The sequence below is a fragment of the Clostridium estertheticum subsp. estertheticum genome (genome assembly GCF_001877035.1).
Classification (GTDB): domain Bacteria; phylum Bacillota; class Clostridia; order Clostridiales; family Clostridiaceae; genus Clostridium_AD; species Clostridium_AD estertheticum.
Map to the genome: position 1 here is coordinate 2297294 of NZ_CP015756.1, position 24349 is coordinate 2321642.

21 protein-coding genes are annotated in these 24349 nt (G+C 29.2%); 7 read left to right on the forward strand and 14 right to left on the reverse strand.

What is annotated here, in order from left to right:
• The first annotated feature begins 99 nt into the window (after nucleotides 1-99).
• A complete protein-coding gene (locus A7L45_RS10550; RefSeq protein ID WP_071612731.1) occupies nucleotides 100-1032 on the forward strand; it encodes an AEC family transporter in 933 nt (310 codons plus the stop codon).
• A 17-nt stretch (nucleotides 1033-1049) separates the two neighbouring features.
• Here the strand turns inward: A7L45_RS10550 and A7L45_RS10555 are convergent, their stop codons facing one another.
• The 4 genes from A7L45_RS10555 to A7L45_RS10570 form a co-directional block, all read right to left on the reverse strand.
• Nucleotides 1050-1901, reverse strand: a complete 852-nt coding sequence (locus A7L45_RS10555) for a polysaccharide deacetylase family protein (protein ID WP_084647433.1) — start codon at nucleotides 1899-1901, stop codon at nucleotides 1050-1052.
• A 140-nt stretch (nucleotides 1902-2041) separates the two neighbouring features.
• Nucleotides 2042-3496, reverse strand: coding sequence for a hypothetical protein (locus tag A7L45_RS10560; RefSeq protein WP_071612733.1), 1455 nt, complete (start codon nucleotides 3494-3496; stop codon nucleotides 2042-2044).
• Nucleotides 3497-3507: 11 nt separating this feature from the next.
• Nucleotides 3508-4995: an MBOAT family O-acyltransferase gene (locus tag A7L45_RS10565; RefSeq protein WP_071612734.1), complete on the reverse strand. Its 1488-nt coding sequence runs from the start codon at nucleotides 4993-4995 to the stop codon at nucleotides 3508-3510.
• A 167-nt stretch (nucleotides 4996-5162) separates the two neighbouring features.
• Nucleotides 5163-5639: a DsrE/DsrF/DrsH-like family protein gene (locus A7L45_RS10570; RefSeq protein WP_071612735.1), complete on the reverse strand. Its 477-nt coding sequence runs from the start codon at nucleotides 5637-5639 to the stop codon at nucleotides 5163-5165.
• Between the two features lie 157 nt (nucleotides 5640-5796).
• On the opposite strand from A7L45_RS10570, the gene A7L45_RS10575 reads away from it, so the two are divergent.
• Nucleotides 5797-6129 (forward strand): hypothetical protein, encoded by a 333-nt coding sequence (locus A7L45_RS10575; protein WP_071612736.1) that lies wholly within the window; start codon nucleotides 5797-5799, stop codon nucleotides 6127-6129.
• Between the two features lie 66 nt (nucleotides 6130-6195).
• Here A7L45_RS10575 and A7L45_RS10580 read toward each other — a convergent pair whose 3' ends face one another.
• Entirely contained in the window at nucleotides 6196-7023 is an 828-nt protein-coding gene (locus A7L45_RS10580) for an AraC family transcriptional regulator (protein WP_071612737.1), read from the reverse strand.
• A 346-nt stretch (nucleotides 7024-7369) separates the two neighbouring features.
• Between A7L45_RS10580 and A7L45_RS10585 the strand changes: the two genes are divergently transcribed.
• From A7L45_RS10585 to A7L45_RS10600, 4 genes are all read left to right on the forward strand, one after another.
• Nucleotides 7370-8653, forward strand: a complete 1284-nt coding sequence (locus A7L45_RS10585) for an ABC transporter substrate-binding protein (RefSeq protein WP_071612738.1) — start codon at nucleotides 7370-7372, stop codon at nucleotides 8651-8653.
• A 94-nt stretch (nucleotides 8654-8747) separates the two neighbouring features.
• Entirely contained in the window at nucleotides 8748-9680 is a 933-nt protein-coding gene (locus tag A7L45_RS10590) for a carbohydrate ABC transporter permease (protein WP_071614943.1), read from the forward strand.
• A 21-nt stretch (nucleotides 9681-9701) separates the two neighbouring features.
• Nucleotides 9702-10529: a carbohydrate ABC transporter permease gene (locus A7L45_RS10595; RefSeq protein ID WP_071612739.1), complete on the forward strand. Its 828-nt coding sequence runs from the start codon at nucleotides 9702-9704 to the stop codon at nucleotides 10527-10529.
• A 45-nt stretch (nucleotides 10530-10574) separates the two neighbouring features.
• Nucleotides 10575-12770: an alpha-galactosidase gene (locus A7L45_RS10600; RefSeq protein WP_071612740.1), complete on the forward strand. Its 2196-nt coding sequence runs from the start codon at nucleotides 10575-10577 to the stop codon at nucleotides 12768-12770.
• A gap of 60 nt (nucleotides 12771-12830) precedes the next feature.
• Here the strand turns inward: A7L45_RS10600 and A7L45_RS10605 are convergent, their stop codons facing one another.
• Nucleotides 12831-13553: a phosphatase gene (locus tag A7L45_RS10605; RefSeq protein ID WP_071612741.1), complete on the reverse strand. Its 723-nt coding sequence runs from the start codon at nucleotides 13551-13553 to the stop codon at nucleotides 12831-12833.
• Between the two features lie 226 nt (nucleotides 13554-13779).
• Here A7L45_RS10605 and A7L45_RS10610 point away from each other — a divergent pair, with 226 nt between their 5' ends.
• A complete protein-coding gene (locus A7L45_RS10610) occupies nucleotides 13780-14049 on the forward strand; it encodes a carbohydrate kinase family protein (RefSeq protein WP_071612742.1) in 270 nt (89 codons plus the stop codon).
• Nucleotides 14050-14417: 368 nt separating this feature from the next.
• Here the strand turns inward: A7L45_RS10610 and A7L45_RS10615 are convergent, their stop codons facing one another.
• The 8 genes from A7L45_RS10615 to A7L45_RS10650 all read right to left on the reverse strand — a co-directional run bounded on the left by A7L45_RS10615 (nucleotide 14418) and on the right by A7L45_RS10650 (nucleotide 24099).
• On the reverse strand, nucleotides 14418-15440 hold the full coding sequence (locus A7L45_RS10615; protein WP_071612743.1) for a metal-dependent hydrolase: 1023 nt from the start codon (nucleotides 15438-15440) through the stop codon (nucleotides 14418-14420).
• 73 nt (nucleotides 15441-15513) lie between these two features.
• Nucleotides 15514-16155: a pentapeptide repeat-containing protein gene (locus tag A7L45_RS10620; protein ID WP_071612744.1), complete on the reverse strand. Its 642-nt coding sequence runs from the start codon at nucleotides 16153-16155 to the stop codon at nucleotides 15514-15516.
• Nucleotides 16156-16354: 199 nt separating this feature from the next.
• Complete coding sequence (locus A7L45_RS10625; RefSeq protein WP_071612745.1) at nucleotides 16355-17479, reverse strand: Ger(x)C family spore germination protein; 1125 nt, start codon at nucleotides 17477-17479, stop codon at nucleotides 16355-16357.
• Nucleotides 17480-17532: 53 nt separating this feature from the next.
• Nucleotides 17533-18636 (reverse strand): GerAB/ArcD/ProY family transporter, encoded by a 1104-nt coding sequence (locus A7L45_RS10630; protein WP_071612746.1) that lies wholly within the window; start codon nucleotides 18634-18636, stop codon nucleotides 17533-17535.
• Entirely contained in the window at nucleotides 18629-20116 is a 1488-nt protein-coding gene (locus A7L45_RS10635) for a spore germination protein (RefSeq protein WP_071612747.1), read from the reverse strand. Before A7L45_RS10635 ends, A7L45_RS10630 begins: the two co-directional genes overlap by 8 nt.
• Nucleotides 20117-20271: 155 nt before the next feature.
• On the reverse strand, nucleotides 20272-22107 hold the full coding sequence (locus tag A7L45_RS10640; protein ID WP_071612748.1) for an extracellular solute-binding protein: 1836 nt from the start codon (nucleotides 22105-22107) through the stop codon (nucleotides 20272-20274).
• Nucleotides 22108-22109: 2 nt separating this feature from the next.
• Nucleotides 22110-23000, reverse strand: coding sequence for an ABC transporter permease (locus tag A7L45_RS10645; protein ID WP_071612749.1), 891 nt, complete (start codon nucleotides 22998-23000; stop codon nucleotides 22110-22112).
• Nucleotides 23001-23013: 13 nt separating this feature from the next.
• Entirely contained in the window at nucleotides 23014-24099 is a 1086-nt protein-coding gene (locus A7L45_RS10650) for an ABC transporter ATP-binding protein (RefSeq protein WP_071612750.1), read from the reverse strand.
• Nucleotides 24100-24349: the final 250 nt, after the last annotated feature.

Sequence of the window (24349 nt, forward strand, 5' to 3'; positions counted from 1 at the left end):
AATTGGTAATATAATAAAAAATGCACTTGAATTTATTGTAAGCAATTATCAATTATGGTAAACTTAATTAAGTTAATATAAATTTGGGGGAGAGTTTACATGTTTTTTGCAGCAGATCAAAGTGTATTAAGTATAATGATAATGATTATAATAGGATATTTTTTAGCATATAAAAAATTGATTGATGAAAAGGCAATTAGTTTGATAACTACTATTGTTATAAACATTTCACTACCAATGATGATGCTTAATACAATTGTAAGTAATTTTACGAAAAAGATGCTTATAGATGACTCAAGAGGTTTAATAGTCCCTTTTCTAACAATAGGTTGTTGTTTTATTATTGCAAAGTTGTTTTCAAAAATTGTAAAAGTGAAAAATAACAGACGTGGACTATTTGTATCTATGTTCTTTAATTCAAACACTATATTTATGGGACTTCCAGTCAATTTGGCGTTATTTGGAGAAAAAAGTGTGCCTTATGTGCTACTATATTATATTGCAAATACCACATTTTTTTGGACTTTAGGTGTATATGAAATAACTAAAGATGGAAATAAGAAAACTTTAAACTTTTTTTCAATGGAAATTATAAAAAAAATATTGTCGCCACCTTTAATTGGTTTTATAGTTGGAATACTTCTAGTTTTATTAAATATTAAATTGCCATTATTTATTATGGATACAAGCAAAAGCTTAGGGAGTATTACAACACCATTATCCATGTTTTTTATTGGTGCATCCATATATTTAGTAGATTTAAAGTCAGTAAAATTTACTTTAGATATAGTGTGGGTATTAATCGGAAGATTTGTAATATCTCCAATACTTGTAATCCTAATAGCACCAGTATTTCATATACCGCATCTTATGGAGTCAGTTTTTGTTATACAGGCTGCTATGCCAGTTATGGCAAATTCAGCTATAATTGCTAGGGCTTATAATTCTGATTATGATTTTGCCTCATTAATGATAGCAATTTCAACGGTAGGTACTCTTATTGTTATACCAATTTTAATGGCTTTATTATAGCATATAATTAATTCAATTTAGGAAGTTAATTTTACTTTGAATTCTTCAAGACTAAAGTTTGAATTAACAAAAATTCTACCTAATGAATAAATGTTGTCGCTTTTATCAATTAATCCAAATTCAGTTGAAAAGGCTAATTTATAACCTGATTGTTTTGCAGCTTTTATAGTGTTAGGTGTGTATCCTCCATAAGGATATGCTATGTAATCTATTTTCTTATTTAATATTTTTTCTAATTTGATTTTTGAGGTTTTCATAGTATTTAAATTATCTACATAAGATATTTGATCTAAGTGTTCATGAGACGAGGTATGACTTTCTATTCTTATATTATTTGAATCCATTAATTTTATTTCGGCGGAAGTTAAATAATCTTTTTCATGATCAATAGTATTAGTAATTACAAATATAGTAGCTTTTAGTTTGAATTTTTTTAAAATAGGATATGCATTAGTATAGTTGTCTTTGTAGCCATCATCAAAAGTTATAACTATGGGTTTACTAGGTAAATCTTTACCTGTTTTCATATAGCTATAAAGCTCATCTAATGTTAATGTTGTATAATTATTATCTTTTAGGTATTTCATTTGATTTCTGAATTTTTCTTTAGGGACCCTTAGTATATTTTCTTTTTCATAACTAATAGAATGATACATTAAGATTGGTATTTTTTTATTTTCTAAAGAATCAACAGATTTATGTATAAAAACAGTTTTTACACTAGTTGCTTTAAGTGTTTTTGTTGTATTAATTGTAGTTGTACTATTTTTTTCTTTATGTATAACTAAACTAGAATACTTATAGAGTAGACCTGTAAAGCCTATTAATATAGCAATTGTAATAATTAAAAGTCCTTTATGTAATCTCATAATACCCCCATTTTATATTTGTTTTTAATATAAGTATGGTAGAAATAATAGAATAATATACGCTTATTTCAAAATAAAAAGGAAAACCTAAGAAACGTGGTTTTCCTTTTTATTTATATGACAAGTACAAAATTCATTAGTTATCTTTTAATAACACTCGTGGAATCTAAATAGATAGTATCTATAATTTTTTTTAGTGATTTATCATATACCATAATATTTAATCCAGCGTGTTTATTTAGATTTTCAACCCCATTTAAAACTATACTTGGTATTTTTTCATCAACGCTTTGTGTGGTGATTTTGAAATTAGTCCCTTTATTTAAAGAAAAATCCTTAGATAGTTTAGCACTACTAAGTGTTTCTGATTGTATTTTATTATCATTAATAATCGCAAGGTAATTAGAACCAACACTATTTTTCGTAAAAGTTTTTAATCCTAATAATGTTAATGAATTTTTTAAAATTTCATTTTTTGAAATGTCCTCATTTGTGCTAGCAACTATAATATAATTTTTATTTTTTATTAATGGAATATAGTTTTTAATATTTGTTTCATTAGTAATATCTATAGCCTTTTCAGAGCGAGAATAAAGAACATAATCAGAATTCCATTCCTTATAGGTTTCATCATTACGATGATCTGTTAATTTATAATTTGTTTTTAAATATTTGCCTAAGTTTAATGTAACTTTATTAGAACCAAAAATATTTAAGTGACCAATGTTTCCCATATCCTTTTTAAAATCGAATCCTAGTTCGGTTGTAAGTTTATTATAATTAATAAATGGAATATTATTTGCTTTTGAAATTTCTGCCACCTTATTAAACATCTTAGCAGGCTCAGCCGTCCAAACTTTTGACCCGGATGTTTGGCTGTAATCATGTGGTGCATTTGTGAAAATCAATTTGAAATTTTCTTTTTTAGATAAAGTTATAATTTTCTTCAAATATTCTTCTGTTTTAGGTGGAAGATCTACGGTTTCTGTAGTTAAAAAATTTGAATCATTTTCTTTACCATACACATCGTGACTAGCATTAAATCCTTTTGTATAATAAGTCTCATCCGTATCAAAGTTAAAATCTGTATCCGTTAGTTCTTTCCAACGATCATGATATTTGAAAATCGGGAAAAAATAATTGAGCCACTGATCCATTGGTGTGGTGTTAAGAATAGCTTGCACTTTATTTACAGAAAACCTAACGTTATCTAAAGCAGTTCTTATATAACCCTCATCACCAAATTTATCAGTTGAACCTAAATAATATAAATCTACTACTACAATTGGATCCTTATGTTTTTTCAAAACTTCTTTTAATAAATAGTAGGTTACATCTATTGGTTGGCCTCCAGTAGAATAGTCAAAGCTAGTTATTCCAAACTGTTTCCATAATATGTTAGGATTTATTAAAGCATCCATATGGCTTGAACCTAATAATACAACATCAAATGAATCTCCTGTATTACTATATAAACCTTGTGTGAGTTTAGCGCGATGATTTGTTTTTATAATAAAAATGGAATTAAGGGTTATAATAAAGAGCAATAATATAATTACAAAACTAATTCCTTTTAAAAATGACTTCTTAAACATGAAAAATCCTCCTAGAATTGAGAATAGATAAACTGCTGCATGCTATATCCAGGACCATACAACCCAAAGATTAGAATGACTACAGCGGCACCTACATATATTGCCCATCTAAACATTATGTTTTGTTTTGCTAAACTAGTTCGTAAATCTTTTGTTCTCCGTAATATATCTACTGTTAGAACTAAAATTATACCAACAAGTGCAATAAAAAAATCTTTTGAATCTAATCCCAGTTCAAAAATAGAACCATTAATAAGTACCCAAGGATTAAAATAAAAAATATTTTTAATTATTGTTATAGCAGTTGATAATGAACTAGCTTTAAAAAATATCCAAGCAAAATTCACAAGCATAAAGGTTATAAATACTTGAAAAAATTTGAAACTAAATACGTCTGTTTTAATTTTAAAAGTTTTTACTATCTTTTTTCGCAAGGGTTTAGTAAAATTCGCAACTATCTGATAAAGTCCGTGAAGTCCACCCCAAATAATAAAATTAAAGGTAGCCCCATGCCATAAACCACTTACTATGAAGACAATCATAATATTATAATTAGCCCTAAAATTGCCACGTCTATTTCCGCCTAGTGGAAAATACAAATAGTCTTTAAACCAACTAGTGAGTGATATGTGCCAACGGCTCCAAAATTCTTTTATTGATCTTGACAAATAAGGTTGGTGAAAATTATTAGTCACCTTAAAGCCTAAGACCTCCACAGCTCCTCTTGCTATATCTGAATACGACATAAAATCACAATAAATTTGAAAACTGAAAAACAATGTAGCTGTAAAAGTTGTAAAACCTTTATAGTGATTAGGGTTATTGTATACAGTATTAACAAGTACTGCTAATCTATCTGATACTACTATTTTTATGAAGACACCCCATAACATTAGTAATAGACCGTTTTTAACTCTATCATAATTAAAATTATGCTTCTCATCAAATTGATGTAACATGTTTTTAGACTTCTCAATAGGACCTGCAACTACTTGAGGGAAGAATGATACAAACAGAGCATATTTTCCTATGTTTTTCTCAGCTAGAACATCATTTCTATAAACATCTACAGTATAGCTAAGGGCTTGAAGGGTATAGAATGATATTCCCAGTGGCAGTAAATAGTCAAAAGATGGTGCATGATTTGAGATGCTAAATGCATGTAATAAATGTGATAAACTCTCATTAAAAAAATTGTAATATTTGAACAAAAATAAGATACCCAAATTACTAGAAAAACTTGCAAAAACCCATAATTTTTTAAATTGAATAGATTTTCTTTCATTGCTTATCTTATTTGCTTTTTCAATTAGTAAACCACTTAAATATGTGATGATAGTCGATGTAGCTATTAATATTGCATATTTAGGATTTAAGACCATATAAAAGAAATAACTGCATATTAGCAGCCAAACCCATCGAAGTTTATGCGGGATTACATAATATAAAACAGAAACAATCATAAAAAACATTAAAAATTTTATTGAAGTAAATTGCATCATATACCTTCTTTCCATTATCAAACGACAATTATAGACATAAATCTACAAATTATATCTAATAAATGTATTATAACAGATTATGTATTCTAACTACAAGTGTATTATAATAACAAATAATAAAAAGAATTATAAATAAAAAAAGTGCGGAAATATTTTGCACTTTTTTATATAAATAATTGTATATCGGACTCAATAGCATCCTTTAAATAATCTTTTGCTTCAATAACTTCAAGTTCAGGAATAAGTTCTTCTTTTTTCAATCCCATAACTTCCATTGATAATTTACATCCATAGAACTTAACACCTTTTTTTACGGCACCTTCTAAAAATTTTGAAAGAGTTGGTGTGCCATCTTCTTTCATCATAACCTCAAGCATTTTTTTTCCGAAACCACTGAAGTTCATATTAGATAGTGGTAATTCTTCTGGACCTTTTGGAGTCATTGCACCCATAAGTTTTTCTAATGAAGACTTACCACCGTTTATAATTTTATCAGGGTCCCTTAACAAAAGTAGACCCCAGAAAGCAAAAAACATAGATACTTCCATTCCTAATTCCTTAGCTGAGTTTGCCAATATTAATCCAGCTAAAGCTTTGTCATATTCTCCACTAAACATTATTAGACTTAGCTTTTTATCCATTATATCACCTCATTTTTATGTAGCTTGTGTATATGTCACCTTATTTATTCAGAATAAGTTAAATAAAGACATTTAGTTTAAAAAGGATTTTTTTTTAATATTGGGAAACAATATAATAAATGTTTAAGAAATATTAATTATATTTAGGAGGCTTATTATGAATTATTTAAGCAAATTATCAAAGAATATTAAATATAAACAAAAAAAGCAAAAAGTGAATTTAGTAAAAGGTCTTGCAGTCCTCTCAATTATAGGTATTACAATAGGTGGGGTCGCTAAAAAATTATTGGATCGAAGTCATTTAGAAGAGAAAAAGAATATTCCTATTCCTACGCCTAATAATAGTGATGAAGATATAAATATTAAGCGCGATGAGATTAAACATACATTGGAAGAATTTGGGGATGAAGTTGTAGGGGATGTAGGAGTTGCAATGGAGAAAGCACTTGATGGCTTAGAATATAAGAAAGATAATGAGATTAAAAAGTAGTATATTAAAATCATCTCCTTGGTCGCTGCAACAGCGACAAAGGAGATGATTTTGATTAGAACATGTTTAGTGATGGTTACTTCTATAATATGAAGGGCACTGGCCTATTATTTTTTTAAATTGTTTTGAAAAAACAAATTGATCGGAGTATCCTACAGAAGTTGCTACTTCAGCTATTGATAAATCATGGTTTGTTAAAAAGTGACATGCGTTTTCCATTCGTGTTTTTATAATGTATTCAATAGGTGTTTGTCCCAAAGCGTTTTTAAAAATAGTACATAAATATTTACGACTTATACCAATGTAGTCGGCTAAACTGTTTACACTAATGTTACCATAAAAATTCACTTCAATGTAATCTACGGCGCTTATTACATATCGTTCTATGTTTGACTCATAAATGCTAATTGTATTTGATTTTGGGGCTATTTCAATTAATTTAGAAAGAAATAAATATAAATAAGACAATCTGGATAAGTCAGTTTCTAAAGACAATTTAGTGAAGCTAGCCATTTTTTGAATCGAATCTTTAAAAAAATTGTCAGTATCATAATGAAATATTGGATTGTCATAGCTAAGACCTGCACTATGTATGATTTTTGGTGCTTTTACACCATTAAAACCAACCCAAAGATAATGCCAAGGATCATCTATATCTGCTTCATAATAGGCAATATGATCTGGACAAATAACAAATGCATCTCCAGCTTCTAAAGCATATAACTTTTTACCACATCTAAAAGTACCTTTTCCACTAAGTATAAAGTGTATAATAAAATGATTTCTAGCTACAGGTCCAAAAAAGTATCCACTCGAACATACTTCTTCTCCACAATCATAAAAGTTTAAATCGGTGTTAGTAAAATTATCACTTTCAACACACCATACTTCCATTGCATCACATCCTTTTAGTTTACTTGTGGACATTATAACATATTTTGAAGACATGTAATCATTTACTTAAAAATGTTTAGAGTTCATAATAAAGATACAATCAACAGAAGGATACACAATTAATCCTTATATTTTCAGTGATTAACAAGTTTAATAATAATAAACTGTTTTTATTAAACTTAAAAAATACGTATGGTTAATTATGCTCAAAATGCCATTTATGCTAGTACGAAGTTAGAATATACATAGTTTACTTTAGCTGAATTTTTAAAGAGATTATAACAGTGATCTTTTTATAAATGAAACCTTTTGGTTTCAATATATATAATTCGAGGGGGATAAAAAAATGAAAAAAAGTTTACACAAAATTATTGCAGTTGCACTTACTTCTATGGTTATGATGTCCACTTTAGCGGGCTGTGGTAGTTCTAAGACTACAACTGATACAAGTGGTAAACCTGTAACTCTTACTTATGCGATTTGGGATAAAAATCAACAACCGGGTATGCAAGCTATTGCAGATTCTTTTCACAAGTTAAATCCAAATATAACAGTAAAAGTGGAAGTTACACCTTGGGATAGTTATTGGACAAAAATGGATGCAGGTGCTACGAGTGGAACACTTCCAGATGTATTCTGGATGCATTCAAATAATTTCACAAAGTATGCTACTGGCGGTGTATTGATGGATTTAACTGATACTATAAAAAATAGTAAAGACGTAAAAATGAGTAATTTTCCTAAGGATCTTGTAAGTTTATATACATTAAAAGACAAAGTTTATGCTATGCCTAAGGATTACGATACAATAGCATTATGGTACAACAAGACTATGTTTGATAAAAAGGGTATTGCTTATCCAGATGGAACTTGGGATTGGAATAAGTATTTAGAAGTTGCTAAAAAATTAACTGATTCTTCAAAAGGAGTATTCGGTTGTATTGCTCCTTCAGATGATCAACAAGGTTATTATAACTATGTTTACCAAAATAAAGGATATATACTTTCACCAGACAATAAAAAATCAGGTTTTAGTTTAGCAGCAACAAAAGAAGCTATACAGTGGGATGTTGATCTAAGCCAAAAACATAAGGTTTCTCCAACGCAACAACAATTTGCAGATACTAGCTTTGCTACATATTTTGAATCAGGAAAAGCTGCAATGGGACTATTTGGATCATGGATGGTAAGTGAATTTAAGGCAAATGATTATGTGTCAAAAAATTGTAATGTAGCTGTTATTCCTCATGGAAAAACAAAGGCAACCATAATTAATGGTTTAGCAAATGTTGTTTCAGCAAAAACTAAACATTCAGTAGAAGCTTTGAAATTTGAAGACTTCTTAGGAACAAAAGCAGCTAATACTATTCAATCAGAAAAAGGTGCTGCAATTCCAGCATATGCAGGAACTGCGCAACCATTTATCGACAATACTAAACAATTTAACTTAAAAGTATATCCAGAAATGTTAAGCTATTCTGTTTTATTCCCGAATTCAGCAACGAAAGCAAAATGGTATGAAATTCAAAATAACACAATGATGAAGGTATATACTGGTCAACTTACAGTAGAGCAAGGCTGCAGTATAATTGATAAACAAATGAATGCTCTTTTAGCCACTGAAAAATAATTAATTGATGACAGTTAATCATTATAGTTAACTGTCATCATAATTAACTAAATTTAATTATGATTTTATATAAGGAGGGGAAGTTTTGAAAGCGATGATTAAACAAAAGAACACATCAAAAAGTTTACATAAAAAAGTAAAAACCAGCAAGAAAGATTTACATGATTATTATTGGGCTTATCTTATGATAGCACCTACTATAATAGGACTTATTATACTAAATATATGGCCGTTAATTCAAACTATTTATTTAAGTTTTAATAAAACTAGTGATTTTGGTCTTAATCAGTGGGTTGGGTTAGATAATTATAAACAGATGTTTTCAGACCCTGCTGTATGGCAAGCAACTTTGAATACACTAAAATATACTGTAATTTCAGTTCCTATAGGCGTTATTCTTTCTTTAGGTATTGCAGTACTACTTAATTCTAAGGTGAAAGGTAAAACTATATATCGTACAATCTATTTTCTACCTATGGTTTCAGCACCAGCAGCTATAGCTATGGTTTGGAGATGGCTTTATAGTTCTGATTTCGGTTTGTTTAACTACTTGCTTTCTTTCGTTGGTGTAAAAGGACCCGATTGGCTTACAAATCCTAAACTTGCACTTTTATCTATAATAGTAGTAGGAATTTGGAGTTATCTAGGTTACAATATGATTATTTTACTTGCAGGGCTTCAGGAAATACCAAAAAGTTTTTATGAGGCAGCTAAAATTGATGGAGCAGGTCCTATTAGGCAGTTTTTCGCTATTACTTTTCCATTAATATCACCAACAATGTTTTTTGTTGTCATTACTTCTATGATAACTGGATTACAAGTATTTGATTTAATATTTATGATGATTAGTAAATCAAATGCGGTTATGGAGTCTACTCAATCTTTAGTGTACTTATTTTATAATTATTCATTCGTAATGAATGACAAAGGTTATGGTTCAACTATAGTAGTACTGTTGTTAGCAATAATTTTAGTGATAACTGTTATTCAACTTAAATTACAGAAAAAATGGGTTCATTATGAATAACTTCAAGGGGAGGTATAACTTATGAAAGGAAAATTAAAATCAAGCAATTTAATTGTTCACATAATTCTTATAATAGGTGCGATTGCAATGCTAATTCCATTTATATGGATGATACTAACTTCGTTAAAAACACTTACAGAGTCAACGTCATTACCAATTACTATTATACCTAAAAGCTTTAAATGGGGAAATTACGTAGATGTATGGAATCAACTACCATTCGCGAAATTTTACATAAATACAATGCTAATGATATTTTTTAGAGTTATAGGTTCAGTTTTCTTTAGTGCAATGGCAGCCTATGCGTTAGCCAGAATTGAATTTCCAGGAAAAAATTTTTTCTTTATGTTAATTCTTATTCAAATGATGATACCAGGACAAATATTTATTATTCCGCAGTACGCTATAATTTCAAAACTTGGATTATTAAATACTGTTACGGCTTTGGTAATACCTGGTATTATAAGTGCTTTTGGTACTTTTCTACTTAGACAATTTTTTATTGGAATTCCGAAGGAACTAGAAGAAGCAGCAATATTAGATGGATGTAACAGATGGCAAGTATTCTGGAAAGTTATGTTACCATTAACTAGATCAGGTCTAGTAGCACTTGGAATATTCACTTCAGTATTTGCTTACAAGGATTTGATGTGGCCTTTAATAGTAAATATGTCATTAGATAAGATGCCGCTGGCGGCTGGAATGGCATCATTACAAGGTCAATATTCAACAAATTTCCCTCAGCTTATGTCAGGTTCAATGATAGCTATATGGCCAATGCTTATAATATTTATTATATTTCAGAAGCAATTTATTGAAGGTGTTGCAAGTACAGGTTCAAAGAGTTAGTGATAAAATAAATTTTTATATTATACCCACTAGGAGGAAGACAAAATGCTAATTTCTTATTTTGAAGAAAATAAAATTTTTCATCTTAAAGCAAAAGACACAAGTTATATAATTCAAATAGTTGAATCAAAATATTTACAACATATTTATTGGGGTAAGAAAATAAGAAATTTTAAATTAGATTATTTGAAACCTTTTAAAGGTGATCAGTTAAACGGATTTATGTTTGCAAAGGATAACATAAATGGTTTTTCTTTAGATATTTTGCCACAAGAGTACCCATCGTTTGGGAATACGGATTTGCGTTCACCAGTATATCAAACACAATTTGAAGATGGATCTACAATTTCTGATTTGCAATATTTAAGTCATGAGATTTTTTCAGGAAAGAAAAAGTTAAAAGGATTGCCTAGCACATATGTAGAAAAAAATGAAGAAGCGCAGACTTTAGAAATAACATTAAAAGATGAATTAAGTGGCTTATTAGTAGTGCTAAGCTATACAGTCTATAAGGACTATGACGTGATTACAAGATCTTCTAAGATAATTAATTCAAGCTCCAAAGATTTAAAGGTGTTGAGGGCATTAAGTGCTAGTGTGGATTTTAGTGATGATAATTTTGATTTACTACAATTATCAGGTGCCTGGTCAAGAGAAAGAAGTATTATTAAAAGAGCTTTAGTTAGTGGAAATCAATCTATTGAAAGTAGAAGAGGTGCTAGTAGTCCACAACAAAATCCATTTATAGCTTTAATGAGAAAAGATGCAGATGAGGATAAGGGAGAAGTTTACGGAATTAATTTGGTGTATAGTGGTAACTTTTTAGCTAATGTAGAGGTTTGTCAATATGGAACCACTAGAGTCCAAATTGGAATTAATCCATTTGATTTTAGTTGGCTTTTAAAACCAGGTGAAGATTTCCAAACACCTGAAGTGGTTATGGTATATTCAGATAGTGGGCTCGGAAAGATGTCACAAACTTTTCACAATTTATATAGAAAACGTCTTTGCAGGGGAAATTATAGAGATAAAGAAAGACCAATTCTTATAAATAATTGGGAAGCAACTTATTTTGATTTTACTGAAGAGAGTATAAAAAATATTGCAAGAGAGGCTAAGAAACTTGGAATAGAGTTATTTGTTTTAGATGATGGTTGGTTTGGAAATAGGAATGATGATACTACTTCCCTTGGTGATTGGTATGTAAATAAAGAAAAGCTACCCAATGGACTCAAAAAGCTATCAAAGGATATAAATGAAATTGGTCTTAAGTTTGGATTATGGTTTGAACCAGAAATGGTTTCACAGAATAGCAATTTATATAGAGCCCATCCAGATTGGTGTATACATGTTAAAGGAAGAGAGAGATCCCTTGGAAGAAATCAATTGGTTTTAGATTTTTCTAGAACAGTAGTATGTGATGCTATAATTGAAATGTTATCAGAAAATCTTTCAACCTATAACATTTCATATGTGAAATGGGATATGAATAGATTTATGTCAGAAGTCGGATCGGCTACATTAGATGCTAATAGACAAAGAGAAACTGCACATAGATATATGCTAGGACTTTATAGAGTAATGGAGGAACTAACAACAAAATTTCCAGAGGTTCTATTTGAAAGTTGTGCTAGTGGTGGTGGTAGATTTGACCCAGGCATGCTTTATTATATGCCTCAAACTTGGACTAGTGATGATACTGATGCAATAGAACGATTAAAAATTCAATATGGTACTAGTTTGGTTTATCCAAGTATAACTATGGGGGCCCATGTATCAGCTGTTCCTAATCATCAAGTACATAGGATTACACCCCTAGAAACAAGAGGTAACGTTGCAATGGGTGGAAATTTTGGATATGAATTAGATGTTATTAAAATGACTGATGAAGAAAAACAAACTGTAAAAAAACAAATTAGTGATTATAAGGAAATTAGGCATATAGTTCAATTTGGAGATTTTTACAGATTAATAAGTCCTTTTGAAAATAATGATGCTGCTTGGATGTTTATTTCAGAAAATAAGGAAGATGTGGTTGTAAGTTATTTTAAAAAACTAGCAGAATGTAATATAAAGTTGAAAGTTTTAAAGTTTAAAGGATTAGATCCAGAAATGAATTATAGAGTAATTGGTACAGATGAAGTATATGGTGGAGATGAGCTAATGTATGCTGGTATGGTTATCCCAGAACTTAAGGGCGATTTCACAAGCTATGTTTGGAGATTAAAAAAAACATTATAATGTTTACATAGAAAAATCAGCAGTTTAATTTAATAAAGCTGCTGATTTTTATGTGCTGTATTATATGTTTTTCCCTTTTTCTTTAAGAAATTTTATCAAACTTTCTTTATTTGTATTAATAACAAGTTCTTCAGGCATATGTATCTCTGCAAGTATTTTTTCTACAGCACTAAAATTTGCAATAGAAAAACAGAAATGAGCATCACTGTTTACAATAATCCTTACTCCCAATTCTTTGCAAAGTATTGCTATTTTAGTGCAATTTTTGTCACTGCCGAGTCTTGAACTTACAAAAGAACTATTATTTAATTCTATTAGTATATTTTTTTCTTTTGCTTTTTTTATTATTTCTTCCTCATGTATAGGGAATTTAGGATTTCCTATATGTCCTAAAATATTAACATATGGATTATCCATAGCTTTTAAAATAGTAGATGTATTTAAATCTGCACTTTTTCCTCCTTCCATTAAAGGTTCATGCATGCTTACTATCATTATGTCAAGACCATTTTGAACTTCTACTGGAATATCAAGATTACCTTCATAATCAATTATATTAGCCTCACATCCGTAAAGCATTTTAACACCGAATAATTCTCTTGGAAGTACTTTAAAATTTCCGAAATACCAAAGATCAGGCGCACCTGGCATATTAGGACCATGATCTGTGGTTCCTAATATTTTAAGACCTATCTCACTAGCATATTTTGCATTTTCCATTAAAGTACTATATGCATGACCACTAACTACAGTATGGGTATGTAAATCAGCTATAAATTTCATAAAATCTCTCCTCTCATTTGTTTCTTTGTATATCTTTAATTGTATACCAAAATTGAGACTTATGGTTAAAAGGATGTTATTTTTATAAATTTATTTAAAGAAAAACTTATTATTAATTAAAGGGGGAGAAAATTGATAAATTTTTACGATACTTTTGAGTTCCAAAATAAAAATATTGATATCTTTACAATAGGGGAATTGCTTGTAGATATGATAGCTTGTAGATATGATATCAAGTGATTATAGTGAAGATTTTAAGTGTAGTAGTTATGTTAAATATTTCGGGGGGTCTCCTGCAAATATTGCAATGAATGTAAAAAGGTTAGGAGCGAATTCTACTATAGCTGCTTCAATAGGAAAAGATGGATTAGGAGATTTTTTAAAGCAACACCTAGAGGAGAATTGTATAGATACAAGTTACATTAGTAGAGTTGATTTTTCTACTAGTATGGTACTTATTACTAAGAGCAAAACAACACCAAAGGATATTCAATAAAAGTGGCTTTGGAGCTTGGATTTGCAGTAAGTGCTTATAAACTTAAGTATGTAGGTGCGGTAGTAAATCTCCCATCTATTGAAGAAATAAAGAATATTTATAACATATAGGAGTGATTTATAATATGGCAGTGAAAAACCAAGTACAGCTCATCACTTATCCCGATTCTCTTGGAGGGGATTTAAAGACTCTTAATAATGTACTTCTAAATAGATTTAAAAAACAATAATTCAGTTATTGAATATATGGACGATTTAAACAATTTAATATTATATAAAATTTAACGACAAAAGACATACAAATAATAAAGAACTAGTGTCAGCTTTTTAATACTGATACTAGTTCTTTATTAAATAGGGATGTTTTGTTTAGATTACTTTGAAATTACCGCCATAAACATTGAAACTCACTACAAATACAATAAATAATATTATAATATATATCACTTCAAATAGATTCCCAGCATCAGAACCTGTGGTAATATGTGGTGGCAATTTTAATTTTAATTTTCCTGTTTTTTCTAGTATATAAACAAATTTATTGTGAATTCCTATTTTTTTTAAAAATTCAGCAATAAACCTTGGTGTTGAGAGTATTGGTACGCCTTCCTTTGTAAATATATCAGCCCAATAGATATGACTTATATACCCAACAAAAAAACAGCCTGTTAAATACCCGTATCCTAATTTATTAAACACATATGATGCTGAAATAGTAAAAACAATAACACCCTCTATTGAGTGCAAAAATGTTCTGTGAGGGAATATTGCGATACATATTAATAAGATACAAATAAGATAAATAGAACTATCGTTCAAATTAGTGACATTGTAAAGCGCTAATATAAGACTCGAACCGATATATGTTAAGAACATGGTTGTTCTTTTGAAATTATTGGATCCCTTACTTATTATATTTGATAATTTCTTATAAACGAACCCAATTACAGGGATATTTTTGTAAATTCGCTCATTAGTAATACCTATAAGTAAAAAAATAAAAGACATAAAATATGTACATATTTTTGCATATTCACCTATAAATTTTATTCTTGATAACTGCGCTATAATAGTTTTGGAATTCCATATGATTAGTGCACATAGCCCAACACCCAAAAGCAATCTTAATAATAATTTTAACAACTTTTCTATGTCGTGGGTTACTTTATTAGTCGTACCTGTAAGTGGGTTCATATGGTTTATCTTACTGTTTTGACTATCAGCATCTACAAGCAATCCTGAAAGACATGCAGTGCCAAGACCTATAAGGCTTATTCCCATTGGAACATGAATATATCTATTATTGAATATTGCCATTGAATTAATTATGGGTACTGTAGCTACTATTGCGTATGATAACATTGCTATCTTTTGATGTGACCGCCCATTCATCTTATGTACTCCTTACTCGCTTAGATGTCATTATAATATAGTTTATTTTAAAAAAATTTGTTTTAATACGTAATTACATATTATTTTTTATATATTTAATTATGTAACTTAATGTATGAAAATCACAATTTAAATCATCACTAACAAGATTTAATCCTTTAATCAAAGTTTCTTCATCAAAGTTTTCTAGTAATATCATTACATTTATTATATTAATATCACCATTTTTTGTATCAAGGACTCTTGCCGCTTTTACATATTTATTTTTCATTACTTTTAAAATTGCGAAACGAAGATCATCACTAATTTCTAATTCTGGTATTTCATCAAAAATTCTTATTTCTGGATTTTTAAGGCTTAGATTTTTAGCTTTATGAACATCGGTTAACAAAAATATAGTGTTTTTAAATTCCGCATCTTTAAAATCTGCTCCATCTAAATTTGTAGAATCAAATAAAGTATTTTCAAATACAGTATTTTGAAAATCGCTGTCCTTTAGATTTGTTCCAATAAATTCGGCACATTTAAATGTACATTCAAGAAAAACACATGATTTAAAGTGAGCTCCTCTAAAGTTAACATAATTAAAATTTGAATCTGAAAAATCACTATTATAACAATTGCTTCTTTCAAGGTTTTTATACATAAAGTTTTTTCCGGTTTTTTCTATATTGTTATAATTAAAATTACCTTTAACACTTCTATTTGTAGCCATTATTTGCCTCCCTTAAATTGATAAACATCAAAAAACTTCTAGCCAATTTCCAAAAGTGGGTAGAAGTTTTTTATTTCACTATAAATACTATACACAATTTTAATAAAAGTCAATCTTTTATTAAAAATTTTATCAACTAAAGTATATGAACATAGGCAAATCCTTTAATTTATAGTTTTTTAGTTTAAAGCTATATCGTTTATTTATTTTTATATAAAAATTGACCTCTTCCAAGACTATCAACCTTAACAGTTACATTAACTGTAATATCCGCATTACAAACAAAGTTATTCCAATCAGTTCTAGGATTTCGCCCAAAAGCAGCTGCAGCATCACGACCAAGTTCTAGGCAATCTGTTTTATACTGATTTTGCATTTTGTATATAAATTTATTACAATTTTTTTTTGTTTCTTCTTCTAATTCATGACTGTACTTTTCTACGGTTTTGGGATTATTCATAAAATCATTATACAAAGTATTATTTACTACCTTACCTTTAAATTCTATATCAATATTAAATTTATATTTACCATTGATTTTTTCACAGTGTACTTTTCTTTTCACTTCCCCATAGGTTGATATCCAGTGTGATGAATCTTTTTTAAGTGTTAGTATTCCTTTAACTTTATTGTTCCTTAAAAAATTCATATATCTTGCTTCTTCCATTGGTATTTTTGTTACCATTTTGTCTTTATTAAAAACGGCCATGCCGCTTATTGTAATTTTTTTGTTTAGTATTTCTAGGTAAGGAATAACTAAATCTCGCCCCTCTGAATTTACTCTTACATACATATCAATAACTTTATAGTCTTTAGACATGAAATTTTGGTTTTTAGAGCTTTCTACCATATCGTTAATATGATCTGCCGAAGTGGGAGCATCATCAACTTTGAATTTTAACATATCAATGGCCTTATCCTTACAGACAACAAGCCATGCAGCATCATTCATTTCTTGATTCGTCATCAATATATCAATAAGGTGGTTTATCCCAGAGGTTGCAAAAGCTTCACTAAAAATAAATACTTTTTGTAATCCAAGAAAGTATAATTTACCACTGATAGTTTGCCTGGTTGACCTGGTATCAGGAATGTTTTTACCGGTACCCTCTAATATTTCACTTGAAATTTCATCTTTTTTATTGAAATTATATATACTTGAAACAATGTTATATTCATTTAACGGACGATTCGTTGTGAGGTCCAATGATATACCTGAGGAAATACCTATATCTTCTATAGGAACACTACCTTCACTTGAATTAAATATGATATATATAATTATACATGAAATAGATATTATTAATAAACTATATCTTTTCATTTACAGGTTTTCCTCCTTTTTTTATAAAGTATATGAAATAGAAGCTAGTATATTTACGGGTTAATTTTTTCAATATGATTAAGTTTTCTCTTATCTATTAAAAGAGTTGTTAATGCAATTATGGTCACATAAGCAATATTATATAAGGTTATCCAAGGCATAACTTTGCCCAAAATTTCTTTCCTGATTACTTCATTTCCAATTAACATTGGAAAAACAAAAATAATTGGTAATAATAAAAAGCAAATTGTTTTTCTTTTTATTTTTGTAATATTATTTAATATTTTTGTTGAGGCGTAAAATTGAATCGATATGGTTTTATATGCCATAATAGCCAATATAATAATGTTTATATATCTAAAATTATTTATCACAGGTATTTTAAAGGACTCAGCTACGAAGGAAAATGGCCATATTTCTTTTGGTATTAAATCAGGCCCAGAAAAATAAATAGATGTAAAAACTACCCAGGTATGAAAGAAAATTATTACAAAAGTGCTCAATAAAGCAGCTTTTAATATATCTTTTTTTTGCTGTACATATGGATATACTATTAATAGTAATTCCATATTTGCATAAGCAAAAGCAGATTTTACGCTTCCTTCTAAAATTTTAGGGAGACCTGCTCCAAAAAAAGGTTTTACATTTAAAATACTAGATGACTTAAAGCTTACTGTGGATGCCACTATTATAAGACATATTAAAAAAAATGTTATAGTAGTAAATCTGGCTAATACTTTTAAACCTTTAATTGATGCATAACAGGCAATAGTTGCGAAAAGTATAACCATCTTAAAATGTGGAATAAAATACATACTATACGCTCTTAATAGATTGCTTGCACCAGAAGTAACTAATACTGCATAGAATAAAAACTGGAGCATAAATAATAAGTTTAAAAAATTGCCTATTATTTTTCCGAAAAATGCTTTACTTAAATTCATTATATTACTATCAGGATATTTTCTTATTATTATTGCGGAAATTAGAACAATATATAATGGATATATCCCACCTATAATGGTAGAAATCCACCCATCTTGTTTTGCAATGCTTACTACATCTGTAGGTAGATTAGTGACCCCTATACCTACGATACACCCAACCAAGATGAAAAAAAGCTCGGTAGAAGTTATCAGTTTGTTTTTTTTATTCATCTTTTTTTCTCCTAAATTTATATCTGAAATTATTTTGTCTTTTATTATTCTGGCCTGAGACTATTGATGGACGAGAATTCATTTTCCATAATGGTGCTCTCGTAAATGTATCCTTTAAATCATCCTTTTTAAAGTCCATATATGGAACACCAAAATTCTCCAAGGAGGATAAATGAATGATAAGAAAAGTAAAGCCTGTAGCAATCCCCATTATACCCATAGCATTTGCTAAAAATAACATTGGAAATCTTAGCAGCCTTATAGAGAGAGACATATCAACAGCGGGCACTACAAAAGAAGCAACAATCGTGATACCAACTACAAGCAGAGTAGTAGGACTTACCATTTTTGATTCTACTATGGCATTTCCTATAATAATGCCTCCAACTATACTTACAGTTTGTGCTATTTTCGAGGGAAGTCTTAATCCTCCTTCTCTTAAGATTTCCATTAGTAGTTCTAGTATAAGTATTTCCATAAAGGGGGTAAGAGATATTCCTATTCTAGATTGTACTATCGGGATAACAAATTGAACGGGTATGAGTTCAGCATTATATTTGATTAATGTTAAATAAACGGAAGGAAGTGTAATTACTAATAAAACTGTTAAGATTCTAAGAAGTCTTATAAAATTCGCAGATATTGTTTTTTCGTTATAATCTTCAACAGTGTGAAAAAATTCAATAAATACAGATGGCACTGTTACCACAAAAGGAGTGCCATTTAAAATCAAAGCAATTCTTCCTTCCATAATATTTGCGGTTACTCTATCTGGTCTCTCTGTGGCCAGAGCCATTGGAAAAATACTGTATGGATTCTCATCTATAAATTCAAGTAATATCCCTATTCCAGTAATAGAATCTACGTTTACTGCATTTATTCTCTTTTTTAGTTCATCTAGAACCTCAGTATCAACTAAATCTTTAATATAAACTAAGGCTAAGTCAGTCTGTGTCCGTCTTCCAACAACAAATTTTTCAATAGAAAGGTTTGAATCTTTTATTTTCCTACGGAGCAAACTTATATTAACTTCTAGGTTTTCCACAAATCCGTCTCTGGATCCCCTAAGTGATATTTCATTGGTTGGATCAGATATTTTTCTGATTTCGCCACCAGTTGTATCAATTATAATGTAATCTTCTATATTTTCAATTATAAATAAAGTATTACCATTTTTAATCTCTTTAGAAACTTGAGTAGTATCATCTTTGATAAAAGAACACTCTGCAGTAATGTAGTTACTACACAAAAATCTGGATGTATTGTTATCTAATGTTATGGAGGTATGTATTTGAAGCATTAAAGGATTAAGAATATCCCTATTAATTACATTTTTATCTACTAGACCATCAATATATATGATAGCGCCTTGTATAGATGGATTTTTGCCAATTGCTATATTTTTGACTTTAATAGGAGCTGATGGCCCTAAGACATTTATCATATTATTTATTTTAGAGTTTATACTTTCATTCTTCATATATATCACCTTTATAGTATATTTTTCACTAAATATAATAATAGTTTATCCCTTGAAAAAAATTATATGCAGACAATATGGAAGGTTATAATTTCGCTTAGAAAATGTTAAATAAGTAAAATGGCTAGGATTTTATAAAATCCTAGCCATTTTACTTATTTAACTTCCGTCCATATCTTATCTAAATCTGTTACTGATTTTCCTATATCCTTTAAGTATTCACCCTTTTTTACAACTTCTTTAGGCGGATAAACTGCTTTATCATCTAGTATTTTTTTATCAATATATTTATATGCGGCGGTGTTAGGATTTCCATAAGGGAACTTATGAGAAATCTCAGCACTTATTTCAGGCTGCATTATAAAATTAATAAAAAGCTGCGCGGCTTTAACATTTTTTGCAGCTTTGGGAATTACAAAATTGTCCTGCTGGAGAAATAGTCCTTCACTCGGGATGACATATTTTATATTTTGGTTTTCAAGGCGTGCTAGATTTCCTTCTGCTCCCCAGGCGAACATTGCTTTTGACTCTCCATTTATAAGGCTTGTTTTGGGACTATCACTATCATAAGATTTTATATTAGGTTGAAGTTTTATAAGTGCTTCTTTTGCTTTTTTTAGAGCTGCGGGTCTAGTTTCATTTAGTGGATAACCAAGCATCTTAAGTGTCATTCCAATTATAACTCTTTCATCATCAAGTACAGTTAAAGAATTTTTAAACTCAGGTTTCCAAAGGTCCTTATATCCTTTTATTGTGCCTTCAGGGATTTTTGAACTATCATAGGAGATTACACCTGCAAGCCACATATAAGGAACACTATATTTATTACCACGATCAAAGGGTAGGTTTAAATATTGAGATCCTATATTGTTTAGATTTGTTAAACTACTTTTATTTATCGGTGTTATAAGTCCTTGTTTACTTAATATTTCAACCATAAAGTCACTAGCTACTGTTAAATCATAATTTCCACCACCTGCCATAAGTTTTGCAAGCATTTCTTCATTAGATGAAAAAGTACTATAATTTACTTTAATATTATATGTTTGTTCAAATTTATCTATAACGGATTGTGGTAAATATTCCGACCAGTTAAAAACATTTAAAACTTCCTCAGGCTGCGCATTGTGGTTAGCATAAGTGAATATTCCACCACCAATACTTCCAAATACAATCAAAATTGAAGTTATTATAGCTCCAATCTTTTTCATATTTATATTTACATTTCGAATAAAAAGAGCAAAACAAATTATAATAATAGTTAAAATTATTAGTATGGTAGATAGGGCGTTAATTTCAGGCGTAACACCAAATTTTACCATGGAAAATACTTTAAGAGGCAAAGTAACACTACCAGGTCCAGCTACAAAAAAACTAATTATTACATCATCAAGCGATAAAGTAAAGGCAAGTAATGCACCTGCAATAACTCCTGGCATAATAATTGGTAGAGTTATATTAAAAAAAGTTTTTATAGGCGTAGCGTAAAGATCCATAGCAACTTCTTCAACAGACCTATCGAAGCCGTCAAGTCTAGTTTTTACAACGGCGACTACATAAGCTATACTGAAAGTAACATGTGCAATAATTAAAGACACTCTACCTAAAGGGATTTTTGCTATGGAGAAAAAAGCAAGCAGGGATATACCCATAACTATTTCAGGTATAACTAAAGGCACATAAAGTATTGCGTCAACTAATTTTTTAGCACGAAATTTATATCTATACATTCCAATGGCGGCTAAAGTTCCTATAATCACAGAAATTATTGTACTAATTATTGCTATAATAAAAGAGTTCTTAACAGCATCTAATATGCCCGCATTATGGAGTAGACTACCATACCATTTAAATGTGAAACCGGTCCAAACTACATTTAATTTTGACTGGTTAAAGGAAAATCCGATAAGTACTATAATTGGTATATATAAAAACATAAATATTAAGATCAAATATAAAAATTTCAGTGAATTTATTTTTTTGCTTTTCATCTTTATAATACCTCCTTAGTTCCTTTAGTTCCAGTTAATTTTGTACTATATAAAATAACGGTTAACATAACAATTATTAAAATAACTGATATAGCTGAACCGAATGGCCAATCTCTTGCAGTAAGGAACTGATTTTTTATTAGATTACTCATAAGGATTACCTTACTACCTCCCATAAGGTCAGTTACAAAGAAAAGTCCAAGGGTAGGAATAAAAACTAAAATAGAACCTGATACAATCCCCCCTTTGGTAAGTGGAAGAATGATTTTGATGAATTTATAAAACGGACCTGCTCCAAGGTCAGATGCGGCATCTAATATTCTCTTGTCGAGTTTTTCTATGGAAGTATATAGAGGAAGAACCATAAATGGAAACATCATGTATAACATACCAATCATAACCGCAAAATTGTTATACATTAAATTAAGAGGTATATTTATTATATGAAAGTGTAATAGTAATGTATTTATTATTCCTTCTGTTTTAAGTAAGACTATTATTGCATAGGTCCTAACTAATGAGTTAGTCCAAAATGGTAGTATTATTAGTAAAAGTAATAGCGGCTTAAATTTTTTATTAAAATTTGCGATTATGTATGCAAAAGGATATCCAAAAATCAAACATAACATAGTAGTATATGTAGCTATTAAGACTGATTTTATGAAGATATTAATATAAAGAGGGTCTAAAAGCCTTATATAGTTTCCTAAAGTAAACTTATATATGATGTTACCAACTTCGCCTCTAGTAGAAAAACTTACAATAACTATAAATAAAAGTGGCATAACAAAAAATACTATCAGCCATATAAGAGCAGGAGAAATTGTTGTTAAATACTTTAGATGTAATGATAAATATTTTTTTATGGAATTTCTTGATTTCTTATTTTTCATGTCTCAACTTCCTTTATTCCTTAATAACTATAGTATGATTAGGATTCCATGTTACAAAATAATTTTTTGTCTCATTTAAAAATATAAAATTTTGTCCTATTGGCTCATTAACTATAATTTCTTTATTATCTTTAAGAAGCATAATAACTTTAATGGTTGAACCTACATAAATCCTTTCCTTGAATTTACAAATCAACCAAACGTCGCCTTCTTCAACGGTTTCTTTTATTTTAATCCTCTCAGGTCTAACCGAAACTATAAATTTATCACCTAAATTATAATTATGGTTAGGTATTCTAATTATATCTTCTTTTTCATAAAGCTTAAGTAAAACTTCATTCTCCTTTAATTTAATAATCTCACCTTCTAAGATGTTTGTTTCTCCTAAAAATGTAGCTACAAATTTAGTTCTAGGGTGCTCATAAAGTTCTTCTGGTGTACCAATTTGCTCAATAACACCACTGTTCATAACAACGATTCGGTCGGACATTGTTAGTGCCTCTTCTTGATCATGGGTCACGAAAACAAAGGTTATTCCAAGTATTTTTTGAAGATGCTTAAGTTCCAATTGCATTTGTTTACGGAGCTTTAAATCAAGTGCACCTAGGGGTTCATCTAAAAGAAGAACTTTTGGTTTGTTTACGATTGCTCTTGCTATAGCAACGCGTTGCATTTGTCCACCACTTAGCATAGAGGGCATTCTATTTTCAAAACCTTCAAGTTGAACCATTTTTAACATCTTACTTACATTGTCTTTTATTTCATTCTTCTTCATTTTCTTCATTTTAAGACCAAAGGCTATATTATCATAGATATTCATATGAGGAAATAATGCATAGTTTTGAAATACTGTGTTAACACACCTAATGTAAGGTGGTTTTTGCGTAATATTTTCTCCATCAATTACAATTTCTCCACTTGTAGGCAATTCAAAACCAGCAATCATTCTTAAGGTAGTGGTTTTTCCACAACCACTTGGTCCGAGTAGGGTTAGAAATTCGCCTTGATGTATGTCAAGGTCTAAGTTTTTAATGATAGGGTCATCTTGATTAAAACTCTTACAAATATTTAACAATTGAACGAAAATACCTTTTGTCACACCGTAACAGCTCCTTTTTAGTAAAATGCTATATTATGTTTTATACTTCTTTATTAAAATTTATAATTATGTATTATTTTGAATAATAATGACTTTATGAATAATAGCATAATAAATTTTAAATATCAATAACTTGATATTATATTGTAGGAAAAATTTTTATACAATGTATGAGGGGTTCGTAAAAAAAGTAGACTGAAGAGTGGGTGAATAATATAATTGCTACATAAACGATTTTTAATTAAAGAAA

Bases quoted from the DNA above. Each gene is read 5' to 3' on its own strand.
- A7L45_RS10585 (WP_071612738.1), top strand. From the start codon at position 7,370: ATGAAAAAAAGTTTACACAAAATTATTGCAGTTGCACTTACTTCTATG.
- A7L45_RS10555 (WP_084647433.1), bottom strand. From the start codon at position 1,901: ATGAGATTACATAAAGGACTTTTAATTATTACAATTGCTATATTAATA.
- A7L45_RS10610 (WP_071612742.1), top strand. From the start codon at position 13,780: ATGATATCAAGTGATTATAGTGAAGATTTTAAGTGTAGTAGTTATGTT.
- A7L45_RS10645 (WP_071612749.1), bottom strand. From the start codon at position 23,000: ATGAAAAATAAGAAATCAAGAAATTCCATAAAAAAATATTTATCATTA.
- A7L45_RS10580 (WP_071612737.1), bottom strand. From the start codon at position 7,023: ATGGAAGTATGGTGTGTTGAAAGTGATAATTTTACTAACACCGATTTA.
- A7L45_RS10640 (WP_071612748.1), bottom strand. From the start codon at position 22,107: ATGAAAAGCAAAAAAATAAATTCACTGAAATTTTTATATTTGATCTTA.
- A7L45_RS10595 (WP_071612739.1), top strand. From the start codon at position 9,702: ATGAAAGGAAAATTAAAATCAAGCAATTTAATTGTTCACATAATTCTT.
- A7L45_RS10605 (WP_071612741.1), bottom strand. From the start codon at position 13,553: ATGAAATTTATAGCTGATTTACATACCCATACTGTAGTTAGTGGTCAT.
- A7L45_RS10570 (WP_071612735.1), bottom strand. From the start codon at position 5,639: ATGGATAAAAAGCTAAGTCTAATAATGTTTAGTGGAGAATATGACAAA.
- A7L45_RS10560 (WP_071612733.1), bottom strand. From the start codon at position 3,496: ATGTTTAAGAAGTCATTTTTAAAAGGAATTAGTTTTGTAATTATATTA.
- A7L45_RS10630 (WP_071612746.1), bottom strand. From the start codon at position 18,636: ATGAATAAAAAAAACAAACTGATAACTTCTACCGAGCTTTTTTTCATC.
- A7L45_RS10590 (WP_071614943.1), top strand. From the start codon at position 8,748: ATGATTAAACAAAAGAACACATCAAAAAGTTTACATAAAAAAGTAAAA.
- A7L45_RS10635 (WP_071612747.1), bottom strand. From the start codon at position 20,116: ATGAAGAATGAAAGTATAAACTCTAAAATAAATAATATGATAAATGTC.
- A7L45_RS10575 (WP_071612736.1), top strand. From the start codon at position 5,797: ATGAATTATTTAAGCAAATTATCAAAGAATATTAAATATAAACAAAAA.
- A7L45_RS10565 (WP_071612734.1), bottom strand. From the start codon at position 4,995: ATGCAATTTACTTCAATAAAATTTTTAATGTTTTTTATGATTGTTTCT.
- A7L45_RS10620 (WP_071612744.1), bottom strand. From the start codon at position 16,155: ATGGCTACAAATAGAAGTGTTAAAGGTAATTTTAATTATAACAATATA.
- A7L45_RS10615 (WP_071612743.1), bottom strand. From the start codon at position 15,440: ATGAATGGGCGGTCACATCAAAAGATAGCAATGTTATCATACGCAATA.
- A7L45_RS10625 (WP_071612745.1), bottom strand. From the start codon at position 17,479: ATGAAAAGATATAGTTTATTAATAATATCTATTTCATGTATAATTATA.
- A7L45_RS10550 (WP_071612731.1), top strand. From the start codon at position 100: ATGTTTTTTGCAGCAGATCAAAGTGTATTAAGTATAATGATAATGATT.
- A7L45_RS10600 (WP_071612740.1), top strand. From the start codon at position 10,575: ATGCTAATTTCTTATTTTGAAGAAAATAAAATTTTTCATCTTAAAGCA.